Annotated in this window: 12 protein-coding genes and 1 tRNA gene; 4 read left to right on the top strand and 9 right to left on the bottom strand. The window is 74.8% G+C overall.

All coding sequences use genetic code 11. The annotated features are described in order from the left end of the window. Positions 1-150: 150 nt before the first annotated feature. Positions 151-1,332, bottom strand: a complete 1,182-nt coding sequence (locus A3862_RS24440; protein WP_111474054.1) for a YihY/virulence factor BrkB family protein — start codon at positions 1,330-1,332, stop codon at positions 151-153. A 371-nt stretch (positions 1,333-1,703) separates the two neighbouring features. Here A3862_RS24440 and A3862_RS24435 point away from each other — a divergent pair, with 371 nt between their 5' ends. After that, positions 1,704-2,465, top strand: a complete 762-nt coding sequence (locus tag A3862_RS24435; protein WP_043382349.1) for a sigma-70 family RNA polymerase sigma factor — start codon at positions 1,704-1,706, stop codon at positions 2,463-2,465. A gap of 238 nt (positions 2,466-2,703) precedes the next feature. On the opposite strand, the gene A3862_RS24430 is transcribed toward A3862_RS24435, so the two are convergent. The 3 genes from A3862_RS24430 to A3862_RS24420 all read right to left on the bottom strand — a co-directional run bounded on the left by A3862_RS24430 (position 2,704) and on the right by A3862_RS24420 (position 3,965). Further along, entirely contained in the window at positions 2,704-2,949 is a 246-nt protein-coding gene (locus A3862_RS24430; protein ID WP_043756531.1) for a hypothetical protein, read from the bottom strand. Between the two features lie 73 nt (positions 2,950-3,022). Further along, a complete protein-coding gene (locus A3862_RS24425) occupies positions 3,023-3,340 on the bottom strand; it encodes a hypothetical protein (protein WP_043756532.1) in 318 nt (105 codons plus the stop codon). Positions 3,341-3,407: 67 nt separating this feature from the next. Next, positions 3,408-3,965 carry a metallophosphoesterase gene (locus A3862_RS24420; protein WP_043756533.1) on the bottom strand — a complete coding sequence of 186 codons (558 nt, stop codon included), beginning with the start codon at positions 3,963-3,965 and terminating at the stop codon, positions 3,408-3,410. 188 nt (positions 3,966-4,153) lie between these two features. On the opposite strand from A3862_RS24420, the gene A3862_RS24415 reads away from it, so the two are divergent. From A3862_RS24415 to A3862_RS24405, 3 genes are all read left to right on the top strand, one after another. Further along, entirely contained in the window at positions 4,154-4,831 is a 678-nt protein-coding gene (locus A3862_RS24415) for a DNA-3-methyladenine glycosylase family protein (RefSeq protein ID WP_111474053.1), read from the top strand. A gap of 37 nt (positions 4,832-4,868) precedes the next feature. Then, a tRNA-Ile gene (locus A3862_RS24410) sits at positions 4,869-4,944 on the top strand. 338 nt (positions 4,945-5,282) lie between these two features. Beyond that, positions 5,283-6,386, top strand: coding sequence for an adenylate/guanylate cyclase domain-containing protein (locus A3862_RS24405; RefSeq protein ID WP_043355495.1), 1,104 nt, complete (start codon positions 5,283-5,285; stop codon positions 6,384-6,386). A 66-nt stretch (positions 6,387-6,452) separates the two neighbouring features. Here the strand turns inward: A3862_RS24405 and A3862_RS24400 are convergent, their stop codons facing one another. The 5 genes from A3862_RS24400 to A3862_RS24380 form a co-directional block, all read right to left on the bottom strand. Continuing rightward, positions 6,453-6,827 (bottom strand): hypothetical protein, encoded by a 375-nt coding sequence (locus tag A3862_RS24400; RefSeq protein ID WP_111474052.1) that lies wholly within the window; start codon positions 6,825-6,827, stop codon positions 6,453-6,455. Continuing rightward, positions 6,824-7,573 (bottom strand): sel1 repeat family protein, encoded by a 750-nt coding sequence (locus A3862_RS24395; RefSeq protein ID WP_043756535.1) that lies wholly within the window; start codon positions 7,571-7,573, stop codon positions 6,824-6,826. The genes A3862_RS24400 and A3862_RS24395 overlap by 4 nt, the downstream gene beginning before the upstream one ends. Further along, positions 7,570-9,420, bottom strand: coding sequence for a reverse transcriptase family protein (locus A3862_RS24390; RefSeq protein WP_043756536.1), 1,851 nt, complete (start codon positions 9,418-9,420; stop codon positions 7,570-7,572). The genes A3862_RS24395 and A3862_RS24390 overlap by 4 nt, the downstream gene beginning before the upstream one ends. 328 nt (positions 9,421-9,748) lie before the next feature. Continuing rightward, positions 9,749-11,413: an SWIM zinc finger family protein gene (locus A3862_RS24385; protein ID WP_111474051.1), complete on the bottom strand. Its 1,665-nt coding sequence runs from the start codon at positions 11,411-11,413 to the stop codon at positions 9,749-9,751. Continuing rightward, positions 11,410-14,541 (bottom strand): hypothetical protein, encoded by a 3,132-nt coding sequence (locus tag A3862_RS24380; protein ID WP_111474050.1) that lies wholly within the window; start codon positions 14,539-14,541, stop codon positions 11,410-11,412. The genes A3862_RS24385 and A3862_RS24380 overlap by 4 nt, the downstream gene beginning before the upstream one ends. Between the last annotated feature and the right edge of the window lie 27 nt (positions 14,542-14,568).

Genomic DNA, 14,568 nt, shown 5'->3' with positions numbered 1-14,568 from the left:
CAGAAAAACGTGCGCCAACCTGTGTTAAGTCGTCGTTCCCGGGCTTGAGGATGGGGGACGCGTCGATCCGGTGCGCCCGCGCAGGTTGTTCGCGCAGATCGTACGCGCGGGTCGCTCGGAAAGGCCGTTCGCGCCGGACCGGGTGCGGCGCTAGTCCGCGGCGGCGCCCACCGTATCGGCCATGCGTGCCCGGCGCGTGCCCAGGGGCTGGGGCGCGCCGACGGTGGTGTCCTCGGCGGTCTGATGCTCCATCTCGGCGTTCACCTGGGCGCCGGCCAGCATGATCATGGTCGAGAGCCAGATCCACGTCATGAACCCGACCGCCGCACCGAGGGAGCCGTAGGTCTTGTTGTAGCTGCCGAAATGGGCGACGTACCAAGAGAACAGCACCGATGCGCCGAGCCACAGCACGGCCGCCAGGGCACCCCCGGGCGTGACCCAGCGCCAGCGCGGCGCGTCCCGGCTCGGCCCGTAGCGGTAGAGCAGGGCGAGCCCGAGCAGGACTGCCAGGAGCAGAACCGGCCACCGCAGCAGCGACAGCCACCACGCATCCGCGCCGAGCCCGAGAGACGCGAGAATCACCGGCACCGCCACCACCGCGGCCAACGCCAGGACGAGGAACAGCAGCGCGCCCGCCGTGAAGGCGAGGGAGACCAAGTTGAGCACGAAGAAGTTGCGCTTCTCGCGCTCGTTGTAGACGAGGTTGAGGGCGTCGAAGACGTGCTTCACCCCGCCATTGGCGCTCCACACCGACAGGACGACGCCGAACACCAGGCTGAGCCCGAGGGTGCTGTTGCCCTCCGCGTTCAGCCGCTTCACCTGGTCGCCGACGATCTCCAGGGCGCCCTGGGGCAGGATACCCTGGAGGCTGGCGAGCTGGTCGTTGATGGTCGCCGCATCCGCCACGAGGCCGTAGCAGGAGACCAGGGCCGCCACCGCGGGAAAGATCGCCAGGAGCGTGAAGAAGGTGACGCCGGCCGCGATCAGCGACAGGCGGTTCTCGCCGATGTCGTGATAGGCCCGCAGCGCGATGTCCTTCCAACCCTTGGCGGGGATCTCGGCCGGCGTCGAGGCCCCTCGCCCGCGATCGGCCTGGGTCCGGGCGACGGCCTGCGCCTCCTGGCCCGCGTGCGAGGGCGATGTCCGGCACGCCCCGTCCCGCCCGGCGGAGCGGTCTCCGGAGCGGTCGGCGGGGCGTGGGGCCGGCGGCCCCGTCCGGCGCGGAAGGGCGACGAGGCCGATCAGCGCGGTGGCGAGGGCGAGCGTCCAGACCGTCGAGGCGCTCCCCTCCGGAGCGGAACCTGCGGTGCGGGCTGGATCGGGGGCTGGCATCGGTGACCTCGGCGGGGTTCGGGCGGACGTGTCGGCGCAGGCCAGTCGGCCGCGCATGACGGCGCACCCGACCGGCTGCAGCTGCGAAGGCAAACACCGCGGCGCGGGCAAGGGTTCGCCGTCCAGTTGCAATACGACGGCAACGCGGGACGCAGGGACTGATCGGCGCGCCTGAGCGGCGGGTCGGCGGTCGTGACCGGCACCTCGGGCGGCATCGGCCGGCCCGTCCCGACGGCGCTGCGCGCCGGCGCGGCCCCGCGGCCGAGCCCCCTTCGGGAAAAGCGCTAACCCATGTTGCGGCATGGGCGGCCCGGGCACGCCACAAACAGTCCCATGGGCGCAACCGGCCCACTCGCCGACGACCGGACCGTATGCCCGACACCGAAGGCTCATCGCTCCTCGATCCCGTGACGGATCGTGCAGAGGAGGCCGGGGCGGAGACCCGCCACGGCCTGCCGGAGGCCGTGCGGGCCCATCTCGGCACCCTGCTCGGCCGCGCCTACGACCGGATCGGCCTCGGGTCGGAGCCCGCCTCGGACCCCTTCGCCGACCTGCTGGCGCGCCTGGAGACGGCCCTCGCGCAGGCCGAGGGCGAGCGGGACAAGCTGTTCCGGGCGGGTCTGCTGGAGGTGGTGCCGGCGCTGCACCGATTCGCGGTCTCGCTGACCCGCGACCCGGCTGCGGCGGACGATCTCGTGCAGGACACCCTGCTGCGCGGCTGGCGCGGCCGCGGCGGCTTCACCCCCGGCACCAATCTGGAGGCGTGGCTGTTCACGATCCTCCGGAACGTCTTCTACAGCCAGCACCGCAAGCAGGGCCGCGAGGTCGCCGACACCGACGGCACCTATGCCGAGCGGCTGACCAGCATTCCCGAGCAGGGGGGCCATCTCGATCTTCAGGACGTGCGCGCCGCCCTCGACCGCCTCGCCCCGGTGATGCGGGAGGCGCTGGTTCTCGTGGCGATCGAGAACCTGAGCTATGACGAGGCCGCCGCCGTGATGAACTGCCGGATCGGGACCGTGAAGAGCCGCGTCTGGCGCGCCCGCGAACAGCTCGCGCGGATGCTCGGATACAGTGGAGCCGAGATCGGCAGCGACGGGGTCATGCTGTCGGTGACCGGCAGCTCGGCCTGATCGGGACGATTCTCCAGGTCGAATAAGCCAATTCGACACTCAGACCGCCGTATTCGGCAGGAAATTTGACTTAGGTGAAAGCGTCCGGGCCGGCGCCTGGGCGATATGAAGCGGGTTGGGTCGATCCGTCGACTCGGCTCGGCTCCCATCGGTGTGACATCCCCCCGATCCACCGATGGGGGCCTCTTCCCGCATCTCCGGCGGATGTGCCGGGCAGAGGTGGGGCCCAGCCCAGACCTCAGTTCGAACCGCCGCCCCGGTCCGTGTCGAGCTGCTGCAGCAGCTCCGCCAGTCGGGGATCCAGAGCCTCGTCGATCACCGGATCGTACATCGCCCGCATCTGGTGGCCGAGGCGCAGGCGCGTCTGCGCGTCAAGAACCGGGCCGCCCGAGAGGGGAACCACGCGCAGGGCGGAGGGCGCCGGGCCGGGGCCATAGCGTTCGGTCGGTCTCGGGGCGGCGCGCCGGCGTTCGGGATAAGGCATGCCTTTTACATCGGCCCGCACCCCCGCGACGGCAACCACCTGCCGGCGCGAAGGCGCGCCCGGGTCGTCCGCCTCACGCATCGTCCTCCGGCGCGAACACCTCGCCCCGCTCGGCGAGCACGGTGTTCGCGGCGTCCTGGGCCAGTTCATCCTGGGCCAGCTCGTCCCGGGCCACCGCCGGATCGGGGCGGCCGAGGGCGCGCGCCAGGGCGCCCTCCCAACCGGCCGGAGGCGCGTGACCTTGGCCGGCGAGGATCTCGCCGGCCCGTCGGCAGAGCCGAGTCCAGTCCGGCGCGGCGAGGGCGGCCCAATCGGTGCCGAGACCCAGTTCGGCCGCGGCCTGCGTCGCGGCGGCGGTCCAGCCCGACGGCGGGGCGGGGATGTCGGTCATGGCGATGCGGCCTCCTGCCGGGATCTCGCGTCTCCGGCGGACGATAGCGCGCGCCGGCGGCCTGTCATCAGCGCAGGCCGTGGGCCGCGAGTTCCTCCGGCACGCCCGAGGCCGCCTCCTGGCGGATCAGGATGGCGTCGAGGGTGACCGGACGGTCGTTCCAGGCATCCACGCCGACATCGCAGGAGCGCGTGGTGTCGGCGAGGCAGCCGTGGCTGTGCCCATAGAGGTGGCGCGTCTCCCGCCACAGCCCCGGCCAGGCCCGATGCGCATAGTGCGACAGGAACAGGCGGTGCGGCCGCCCCTGCGCGTCCGCGACGGAGAGGCGGGCGCTCTCAACCGGCGGCTCCGCCCAGGGCAGGTCGAGAACGCGGTTCGAATCGTGATTGCCCCGGACCAGGCGCTTCGTGCCGTTCAGCCGCGCGAAGATCGCCGCGCAATGGGCGGGGCTCGCATGGGCGGCGAAGTCGCCGAGATGCCAGACGGCATCCTCCGGGCCGACCACGGCGTTCCACCCGGCGACCAGGGCCTCGTCGTGGGCCTCGAGGCTGCCGAACCGCGCCCCGCGGTGGCGGAGGATGTGCGGGTCGCCGAAATGCGTGTCCGCGGTGAAGAAGATCGCCATGCCGTCGAGACCTGGGCCGCCATCGCGTTCCGTCCAGACCGGCCGGAGAGGCCCGGACAAGATGGCGCTGCGCGGCATCCCGTCTGCCGGACTGGAAACGGGGCCGCGGCTCGGATACGGGTGCGGCGCGCGAGGCCGGCCGGCTCCCCGAGGGGCGGAGCGCCGTGCGGGCCGGATGGGCTGAGGCGATGCTCGATCCCGCGATCTACGCCCATCTCCTGGACGCGGCGCGCGCCCATCCGGCGCTGCAGGCCGCCCTCGTTCAGGCCGGTCCGATCCGGATCGAGCCGCCGGCGCATCCGCGCGTCGCCGACCGCCTGTTCGTCGAGGTGGTCAACCAGCAGCTTTCCACCCGGGCGGCCGGGGCGATCTGGGCCCGGATCGAGGCGGCCGCCGCGGCGGCGGATTCGAGCCCCCGGGGCCTGTTCGAGGCCGGCGACGCGGACCTGCTGCGGGCCTGCGGGATCTCGGGCAACAAGGTGCGGGCCCTCCAGGCGATCGTGGCGGCCGAGGCGGCGGGCCTGCTCGGCCCCGGCCTCGCCGGCCTGCCGCATCCCGAGCGGGCGGCGATCCTGTGCGGCATACGCGGCGTCGGCCCCTGGACGGCCGACATGGTCGGCATCTTCCATTTCCACGACCCCGACATCTGGCCCGCGGGCGACGTGGCGGCGGTGGGGTGCCTGCGCCGCCTCACCGGGCAGGCCGATGCCGGCGCGGTGGCGTCGGCCTTCGCACCGTACCGCTCGATCCTGGCGCGCTACCTGTGGCGCATCAAGGACGGGGCGCCCCTGCCGGGGGACGAATCAGCCCGTCAGGCCCCGGCCCCCCGGACCCGGCGCCTGCGCGGGGCGGCGAAATCCGGGTGACGGACGGCCGGGGATCGGCTATCCGTCGGCGCCTCCCGGGCCCGTAGCTCAATGGTTAGAGCCGGCCGCTCATAACGGTCTGGTTGCAGGTTCGAGTCCTGCCGGGCCCACCAGGCTGGCCGCGGGCAGCCGCACCACCCTCGCCGGCCCCCCGTATCCCGCATTCACGCGGTTCCGCCGACCCACAGGGGCCGAGCCCGGATCGGTCCCTCGCCCAGGAGCCGCTCACGACGGCGAGGCCGAACGCGCCCTGTGGCACGGCCGCGACACCGCCCGACACCGTGATGTGGACGGTGCGCATTGATCCCGATCGATCAAGCGCGAACGGGCAGTCTGCGACGCACCGAATCAGACCGAGTCTTCGCCGCGTTCGTCGCTCTCTCGCCTTCCTCCCCTGCCATCGCGTCGGTCGCACCGCGCCCGCCGCCACGCTCTCTCCCGCCGACAGCCCATGCTTCCGCACTACCGCTGGCTCTGGGCCCTGACCCTCCTCCTCGCCTGCGGCGGGGCGGGCCTCCTCTACAATGTGCTCTTCGTCGGCGGGGCCTCGATGCTCGCCGGCCTCGTCTACGCCCTGGCAGTGGGCGGGACGGTGCTGGCCTTCGTCCCCGCCCTGACCCTGTCGGGTCTCCAGCCGCGGATCCGCCGCCTGCCGGCGCTGGTCTACATGCTCGCGGCCGAGTTGCTCTACGTGGTGCTGATCACCCTCGGCTGCGCCCTCGGCGGCCTGGTCGTCTGGGGGTTCGGCCTCACCGGCGACAGCCTGTCCACGGCCGTGCGTATCACGCCGCGGTTTCTCGCCTACTCCCTGGCCGTGTCGGCCCTCCTCGTCTTCGCCATGCGGATGCGCGACCTGATCGGCGGCGCCGTGTTCGTGAACTTCATGATCGGCCGCTACCACAAGCCGGTTCAGGAGGAGCGGATCTTCCTGTTCCTCGACGTCGTCGGCTCCACCGCCTTCGCCGAGACCCACGGCGATCTGCGCGCCCAGGAGTATCTCGGGGCCGTGTTCGCGACGCTGGCCGAGCCGGTGCGGCGCAACGGCGGCTCCGTGGACGATTATGTCGGCGATCTCGCCATGATCACCTGGCCGATGAGGCGCGGCCTCAAGGACGCGCGCTGCGTCACCGGCCTGTTCGCGGTGCTCGACCGGATCGAGGCGGATGCCGCGGCCTGGACCGCCCGGTTCGGGACGGTCCCGCGGCTGCGGGCGGCGCTGCATGGCGGCCCGGTGGTCACGGCCGAGGTCGGAGTCGACCGCCACAAGATCGCGTATTTCGGCGACGCCGTGAACGTGACGGCGCGGATCGAGGCCCTGTGCCGCCCGCTCGGCGTCGGCATCCTGATCTCGCAGGATCTCCTCGGACGGCTGGACCCGCTGCCCGACGGCGTCCGCGCCCGCCCCCTGGGCCTGCACGCCCTGCGCGGCCGGGGGGCGCCCCTGGCGGTCGCCACCCTCGAACGCGGAGCCGCGGTGGCGGAGAGGCCGATCCCGGGGCGGAGGCCGGATCCGAGGGCGCCGGATCGCCCGGAGGTCGTCGCGGAACGGCGCTAGGAGGTCGCATGCCGCGCATCCCGGCCGGCGCCCGGCGCGGCGGCGTGGCCGGTCCGGGATCGCGTCTCAGCCGCGGCGGAAGCAGCGGTTCCAGAGGCGCCGCCCCCAGGCGACCGGCGCGCGCCGGGGGGCCGCCGCCTGGCTCGGCCCGTCGAACGCCGCAGCCAGCGCCGCCGGCAGGGTGTCGATGATCGCCGCCGGCCCCTCGATGTCCCAGCCGATCACGCAGCAGCCGCAGCCGGTGCTGCGCACGCAGGTGAGCCGGCCGGCATGGGCCAGCATCCAGCGCTCCGCTGCGGCGACGTCGTCCGCCTCGTCCACCTCCACGCACAGGCAGGCGCGCCTGAGGCCCGGGGCAGGGGGACCGGCCGGCCACGGATCGCTCCGCCCGTAGAGGGCCCGCAGGGCCTCGGGATCCTCCCCCGCCTCGCCGGACCTCACGGCGCGTCGTCCGCGCTGTCCGGCGGCGCGTCCATCTCGGCCACCTGCCGCTTGGCGAAGGCGCAGGCCGCGAAGTCCGGGTTGATCGCGCAGGCCATGTCGAACGCCGCCCGGGCGCGGGACGCCTCGGCGGGGACGCCCTCGCCCAGGCGGTAGGCCTGGCCGAGCAGGGCGCAGCCCCAGGCGCCGCGCCGGTCGCAATCGAGGCGGAAGCTCCGGGCGAGGCAGGCGTCCGTGTCCGCGCGCGGCGCATCGCGGAAGGGATCGGCCGCGTAACCGCCGTTGCGGATCCCGGCGGCCCGGTTGGTGCAGCCCGCCGGAAACCCGCCCGCGCAGGCGAGGGCGTAGAGGCGCTCCTTGTCGAGGATATCCGGGACGTCGAGGGAATGGTGCTCGAAGGCGAGGGCGAGGTCGAAGCAGGCCGGCGCGTTCGACCACCGGGTGCAGAGCACGAAGCAGGCCGCGGGTTCGCGCGCGCAGCGGCGCTCGGTGGGCCGCCGGGGCGCGAAGGCCCGCCGCCAGACCGGGCGCTCCCGCGCGAAGGTGTCGGCCGGGCAGGCCGGGAAGCTGCGCAGCAGCGCCGGGTCCTGCCGCAGCGGCTCCCCGATCCCCGCGGCCTCCGCCTTGTTGAAGATGATTGCGCCGGGCGCCTCCTCGGCCCGGGCCGCCGGTCCGCGCGCGAGGGCGAGGGCCGCAGCGAGGCTGGCCAGGATTCGCCCGGCCAGACGGCGCCGGGGCGGGCTCACCGGCGCCGGCGCCAGCGGCGCAGCAGGCGTCGGAGGCCGAGCACCAGGGCGACCACGAGGACGAGCAGCCCGAGCGCCGGATGCAGCAGGGCGCCCGCCTGGAACAGGACGAAGACCCCGAGGACCACCTTCCAGGGCTTCATGGGGGCGTCGTCGGCCTCCGCGACCGTGCCGGGCGCGGCCTGCGCGGGGGCGACCGGCTCGGGTGTACCGAACCGCGGGCGCCCGGAGGCCGGCACGCCGCTGCGGCCCGGCACCGGCGCGGCCGCGCGGGCCGCAGCCTCGGCGACCGCCCGCGCGGCAGCCGCCTCGGCCTCGGCCAGGATCGGGTCCGGCTCGGGCGCGGGACGGGGGGCCGGCGCCCACCAGCGGGCCAGGGGCATTGCTCCCCGCGCGGACCGGGCGCGGAAGTCCGGCTGCGGCCGCACCGCAGGCCGCAGCCCGTGGCGGTCCGCGAGGGCGCGGGCCTGCGCCACCAGCGGCGCACCGGTCTCCGGCGTGACCATCCGGACGAACTGCGCGAAGCCGACCGCGGCGCGGAGCACGTCGCCCTCGCCGGCCGCGCCCCAGCGCCGCCCGGCCGGCCCGTGCCGATCGAGCCCGTGCAGCAGCGCGCGGAAGCGGCGCAGGGTCTCCCGGGGCACGCCGACGCGCTCGTTGACGGTCAGCCCGGTCACCTCCTGGTGCCGGCCGCGGCGCATCACCCGGGTCTTGTCCGGATGGACGGTGAAGCCCTCCCCGGCGACGATGGCGTGGACGTATTTGAGCAGCGCGCCGACTTTCCCGGCGGCCGCGCCGGAGGCCGAGAAGGTCAGGTCGTCGGCGTAGCGCGTGTAGGTGAAGCCGAGGCTGGCGGCGAGGCCGGTGAGCCGGGCGTCGAGCCGGGTGCAGACGAGGTTGGTGAGCGCGGGGCTCGTCGGCGCGCCCTGCGGCAGCCGGCGGGGGCCCCGGGCGGCGTAGAGGCGCGCGCCGTCGATCTCGACCGCGTCCACGTCCGGCTCGGTGCAGAGCAGCGCCAGCACGGTGGCCACCGGCTCGGCGTAGCCCAGGCCCCGGAACTTCCCCTTGATCCGCCGGTAGTCGAGGCTCGGGAAGAAGTCCTTGAGGTCGAGATTGACCACCACGTCCCGCCCGACATGGGCGGCGGCGTTGGTGACGATCGAGCGGCCGGGCACGAAGCCGTGGGCCGCCCCATGCACGGGAACGTGGGCGAGGAGCGCGTCGAGGATCCAGTACTGCGCCCGCTTCAGCCGCGGCATCGGCGCCGAGATGCGGCGCAGGCCGCCCGCCTTCTTGGGGATGGTGAAGCACCGGTAATGGCTCACCGCACTGAGCGCCCGGTCGTAGGCGAGGAAGCGCAGCTCGCCGAGGCCGATCCCCATGGCCTCCGCCAGCGCCTTCGGGCTCGCCAGGGCGGGAAGACCGGGGGCGGGCCCCCGCGCGGGCGCATCCGCGTTCGCGAGGCCGGCCGAGACGCCACCGCCGAGATGGAGGATCTCCGCCTCCCGGCGGGCGTGCCACGCCTGCGCCCGGGCGTGGCGGTCGCGGGCGTTGCGCAGCTTCGTCTCGCGCCGCCGCTCCAGCGCCGCCGTCTTGCGGCGGCGATGCATCTCCTTGAGGGCGGCCTCGGGGTCGCGCCACGCCGCCTCCCGCCGGTGCAGATCGGCGAGGGCGCGGGCGATCTCGCCGCGGCGGCGGATCAGGTCCTCCGGCGGGTTGGGCTGCTCTGCCCCGTCCGGCCAGAATCCGAGCCGGATCATCTCCTCGAGGATGACCTCGTCCTTCGAGCTCTCGCGGATCCGGTCGTAGAGCTGCTGGCGGGTCAGGCTGCCGGGCTGCGGGCTCATCGGCGGCCTCCGGCGCGGGCGGCGGGAGGCGTGACGGGGGGAAGCGTGACGGGGGACGTCGGCCAGGATGCCTTCGTCAAGTCTCGGGACTGGCCCGGTCCACTCGACGCCGGCACGACCACCGGTGCGCGTTTGGGTTCAGCGAACCCAAACCGCGAACGCGCACCGGTGGTCAGTGCCGGCCCAGTGAAGAGCGGGCCAGTGACGCTTTGCCGGGCAGGGTGCAGGGACGGCGAATCGCCGCCCGAAAAGCAAGGTCCGCCCCGGCCGACGCCCCTCGTCACGGTCAGGATAGGCCAGGCTTGCGGCCGCATCAATCGGGTCTGCCTCACGCCTGCCACCGCGCCGGCTTGCCCTCGACCTGGGCGTGGAAGAAGCGGCGCACGGCCAGCATGTGCGCGCAGGGGCCGCGGGTGAGCCGGCTGTGGGTGTAGAAGCCGCACTGGCAGGTGCCGCCGACCATGCGGTCGTCGGAATCGAGCTCCACCGCGGGCGTCAGGCTCCGGCCGTCATCCAGCACGGTCCCGCTCAGGCGCCGCCGGTCCCCCGCCTGCTCGACGGGCCCGAGGGTGACGAGCCCGGCCGCCAGGAACCGGTCGGCCTTGGCCTCCTGCTCGGAGGCGAAGCGCAGGGCGCCCGGCGCTAGTGGCTCCCGGGTCAGCTCCCGCAGGCGGTAGACCCGCTTGTTGAGGTCGAACATGGCGCGGCCCGCCTGCACGTAGCCGCCGAGCGCCGCCTCCACGGTCGACCGGTCGAGGCCGGTCTCGGCGGCGAGTTGCCCGGTCCCGGCGGCGTGGTGGCGCCGGAGCGCCGCGAAGACGCGGGCGGCGGTGTCGGCCTCGACCTCCCCCCGGGGGGCGAGCAGGTCGAACTGCCCGGCCCGGGACCAGTCGTTGGCGGTCCAGCCCGACAGGCCGAGGGTGAAGCGCAGGCCGCCGAAATCCACCACCGCGAAGCTCGGCAGGCCGGTGCCGAGGAGGTGCAGCCGCACCGACCGGGCGAGCGGCAGGGTCCGGGCCAGGATGGCGAGGCGCCGCCGGCCCCACAGGCGGATCTCCGCGGCCTCGCCGCCGCGGTAGATCGAGCGCCGGAAGGTCAGCCGCTCGTTCCAGGGCTCGATCAGCACGCTGACCGGCCGGCCGGGCTCGAGCAGGAACCGCAGGGCGCGCGGGCCGTGGCGCTCCCGGCGCGCGGCGAGGCGGGTCAGGATCGCGTGCATGTCGACCGGGTGCAGGTCCACCACGTGGGCGGGCTGCGCCATGGCGCTCGACACCTGCAGGAAGCCCCGCATCCAGGAATCCGGCAGCTCGATCTTGTCCTCGCGATAGGCGGCCTCGCCGGAGGTCTGGACCGCGAAGCCGGTCGGGTCGATCGCCAGCTCGGTATCGCGGTAGCTGCGGATCTTCTGGAACTCGTCGTAGAGCGCGTGGCTGTAGTCGATGTTGGTCGTGCCGCAGGCCATGTCGCCGATCCGCGCGAAGGTGTCGTGGTCGCAGGACAGGCGCCCGTAGCTCGATTCGTCGAGGCTGAACGCTTCGAAGAAGACCTCGTCCGGATGGACGGTGATGACCGGGTCGAGGACGATCCAGGCGTCGAAATTCTCCCGGTAGAGGTAGTCGAAGTACCGCTTCCGTGCGTCGTAGAACGGCCGCATCACCGCGTCGGAGCGGGCCGCGATGTCCCGGTGTTCGGCGCGCAGCGCCTCGATCTCGGCGCGCAGGCTGTCCTTCTCGGCGAGGGCCTCGGCCAGGAGTTCCTGCTCGTGGGCCTGGAGCCACGCGAAATAGGCAGTGCGGTCCTTCGGCTTGAAGCGCAGGTCCGACACGACGACGTGGTGCAGGGCCGAGATCGCCTCCCGGAACGGCAGGTGCCGCGCCACCGTCCCGGCGAAGTAGGTCGGCTCGCGCAACGTGTCGGGGACGAAGCCGAGCCGGGTCGCGTCCGCATCCGAGACGGCCCGGCTCTCGCCGAGGTAGCGATGGACGAAGTTCATCGAGCCCCTTCCGAGACGGGTGCCGAGGGAGAGATGGGCCCCCGCGCCTCCGGCGGCCGCCGGACGAGGGGCACGGCGAGGCCGGGATGGGCCTCGGCGATGTCGCGCAGCGCCAGGATCGCGGCGCTGCGGTCCCGGGCCGTGCCGCTCAGGGTGAGATCGGCGAAGAGCGGCAGCAGCGCCTCGGCGCGGGCGCGGCTACGCAGGGCCTCGGCCCGGAGGAAGGCGGCCATCCGATCCTTGGCGACCCGGCCCCGCAGCACCTGCAGCATCACGATGCGGGCGAGGGGGATCAGCCGCGCGAAGGCCGCCTCGCTCGCCACGGCCTGCTCGGTCAGGAGTTCGGTGAGCAGGAGATGCATGGACGGAGCGGGGTGCTCCAGCAGGCGCAGCACCTGCCCCTCCGCATCCTCGGGCCGGAGCCGGCTGCGCAGGAGATGGCGGGCGAAGGCCAGAACCTCCGGCTTGACGCTGTCGGTGACCACGGCGAGCGCGCCGGGCGTCCAGGCAGCCTCCGGCCACGTTTCAAAAAAGCTGCGGGCGAAGGCGAGGGTGTCGGGCCAGTCGCTCTCCACGAGGAGCACGGCCTCGGCCGCCGCGGCCTGGAACCGGGCCGGGTCGGCCGCGAAGGCCGCCATCGCCCAGTCCCGCACCGCCCGGTACGGGTGGCCGCCGAGCCGGGCGATCTGGCGGACGCTGAAGGCCGCGGGGTGGCGGTCGGGCAGGAGGGCGGCGCCGAGGCGGCGGGCGCCGTCGGCGCGGGCCTGCAGCAGGCGCCACAGGGTGCCGTCGTCGAGGGCGGCGCATTCCCCCGGCAGGGCCTCGCGCAGCAGGGCCACGACGTCGGCGGCGTAGGCGTCGTCGGGGGCCGCGCGGAACAGGCTGCCGATCAGCTCCCGGGCGAGGCGGGGAGCGAGACCCGGATCCGCCGCCGCGAGGCGCGCCACCAGGGGCCGGGCGGCCTGCCGGACGGCGCTGCCGGGCCCGCTGGCGAAGGCGACGATCCGCTCGGCGTAGGGTCCGAGCCGCGCGTCGTCGAGACGCGCCAGCAGGACCAGGGCGGCAATCCGGATGTCCTCGGAGCCCGTGCCGATCAGCGCGTCCCAGCTTTCCGGGGGCAGGCCGTCGGCTCCGGCAGGAGACTGCGCCAGGAGCGCGAGTCCGGCCGATCGGACGGCAGCGGCCGGGTGCGCGATCAGGGCGGCGGCAGTCTCGGGCTGCACCGGCAGGTCGTGGCCCGGCCACAGGAGGGGCAGGGCGGCGCGCAGGCCCCGGATCGCGGCCGTCGCGGCGGCGTCGGGCTCCGGCGGCATCGCCCGCAGCCACGCCACCAGCCGCGCGACCAGGGGCGCCGCGAGCCCTGGGGGCAGCGCCCGGGCGAGCCCCGGGACCGCCGCCTGGACATCCGGCTCCGGGCTCGTGAGCAGCGCGGCGGCGAGGTCCGGATCCGACCAGACGACCGGCACCCCGGCCTCGAGGCGCCGCAGGGCAAGCGCCCGCGCCTCCGGCAGGGCTGCGGCCAGCAGCGCCGCCACCAGGGCGGCGAGGTCGGCGGAATCGGCGATCCCGGCGGCGAGGCGCGCCTGGGCGATCTGGAAGGCGAAGATCCGCACGGCGTCGTGCGGGGCCGCCAGAAGGCGCCCGATCGCAGCGGCGTCCAGAGCCGCGCAGGCCTCCGGGCCCGCGCGCAGCACCCGCAGGCCCAGCCGCGCCACCGGCTCGATCCGCCCCTCCGCGGCGAGGCGGAGCGCCAGGTCCGGACGGGCGCTCCAGAGATCCGGGAAGGCCTCGTCGCGCCGGTCGGGATCGACGGCGCCGGTCTCCAGGAAGGTCAGCGATCCCGTCCGCGGCCGGGCCTCCGGGGCGTGGCGGTACAGGAGCTGGCTCGCCGTCCAGTTGCGGCCGAGCGGTCCCCGTGCCCGCGCCTGCCGCCCCCAGGTCCCGTCCGGCTTGCGCCCCCAGGCGGTCCAGCGGGTCGGGGGGTCGAGATCCTCCGGCCCGAGGGCCAGCAGGAAGCCCGTCGCCAGCGCGGTGAAGGCCGGGTCCCCGACGGCGCCGCGCTTGCGCAGGGCGCGCCAGATCCGCCGCTTCATGTAGGCGCGGGTGGCCGTGGACAGGCCGAGCCGCGCCTCCGGGCCGTGGCGCGCCGCGTCCACCGCGACGTAGCGCCGGAGGTCGGGGACGTAGGCGTGGCTCCGGCCGGCCTGGTACATCGCCTGCGCGGTCTCGAAGCGCTGGGCGGCGGCGCCGAACAGGGCGGCATCGTCGGCCATCTCGGCGTGCTTGAACAGGCGCCGCAGGCCGATCAGGTAGGGCGGCCGCGCCGGCAGCCGGAGGAGGGCGGCGCAGAGCGTCGCGTGCAGCGCGGGCCGCCCCTGGGCAAGCCGGCCCAGCGCCACCAGGGCCGGCCCGACCCGGCCGGGATCATGCCGGGCGAGGCCGTCCAGCGCCCCGCACAGGCCGTCGACGTCGCCCGCCTCGGCCGGCCGGGCGACCATGCCGGGCAGGTCCGGCTCGGCCTCCGGCGGGCGATACGCCCCGGTGAGCGGGGCGGCCAGGGCGAAGCGGGCGAGGTCCCGGACGACGCTTCCGGGGGCGTCGGCGGCGATCGCGTCCAGGATCGGGCCCGCCTCCGCGCCGGCCGCCCGGGCGAGCGCCCAGACCAGAGCGTAGCTCGCCTGCGCCGGACCGAGGGCCCGCGCCAGGGCGATCAGGTCCGGGGCGGCCGCGGCCAGCCGCAGCTCGCCGATGCGCCAGAGCAGGCGGTCGCGCTCCCGCTCGGGCCAGCGCTGGTGCAGGCAGGCGGAGAGCCGCGCCCGCAGCACGGCCGCGCGCCCGTCGGCCGACGGCTCCGACGCGGCGGAGGGCTCCGGGCCGTCGATCCGCCGGTAGCCGCCGTTGATCTTCGCGACGATCACGCTGTCGAACACCCGGGCCGCCGCCTCGGCGGTGAGGGGCTGGGGTGTCTTCGAGCCCTCGCGCAGGGTCGCGCCGCGCCGGCCGTAGCGTGTGTTGACGAAGTAGCGCTCGGGCGTCCCGAGGGCCTCGTTCTCGATCAGATCGACGTTGTAGACCTTGTCGGAGGTGGCGTCCCGCAGGTGGAGGCGCGCCGCGCGGACGACCCTCATGCCACCGCGTGGGCGTGCGGGCCGCGC

Origin of the sequence: Methylobacterium sp. XJLW, assembly GCF_003254375.1 — a bacterium.
In the GTDB taxonomy this organism is placed as follows: domain Bacteria; phylum Pseudomonadota; class Alphaproteobacteria; order Rhizobiales; family Beijerinckiaceae; genus Methylobacterium; species Methylobacterium fujisawaense.
The sequence above is the reverse complement of the archived record's forward strand: the minus strand, read 5'-3'. Positions and strand labels throughout refer to the sequence as shown.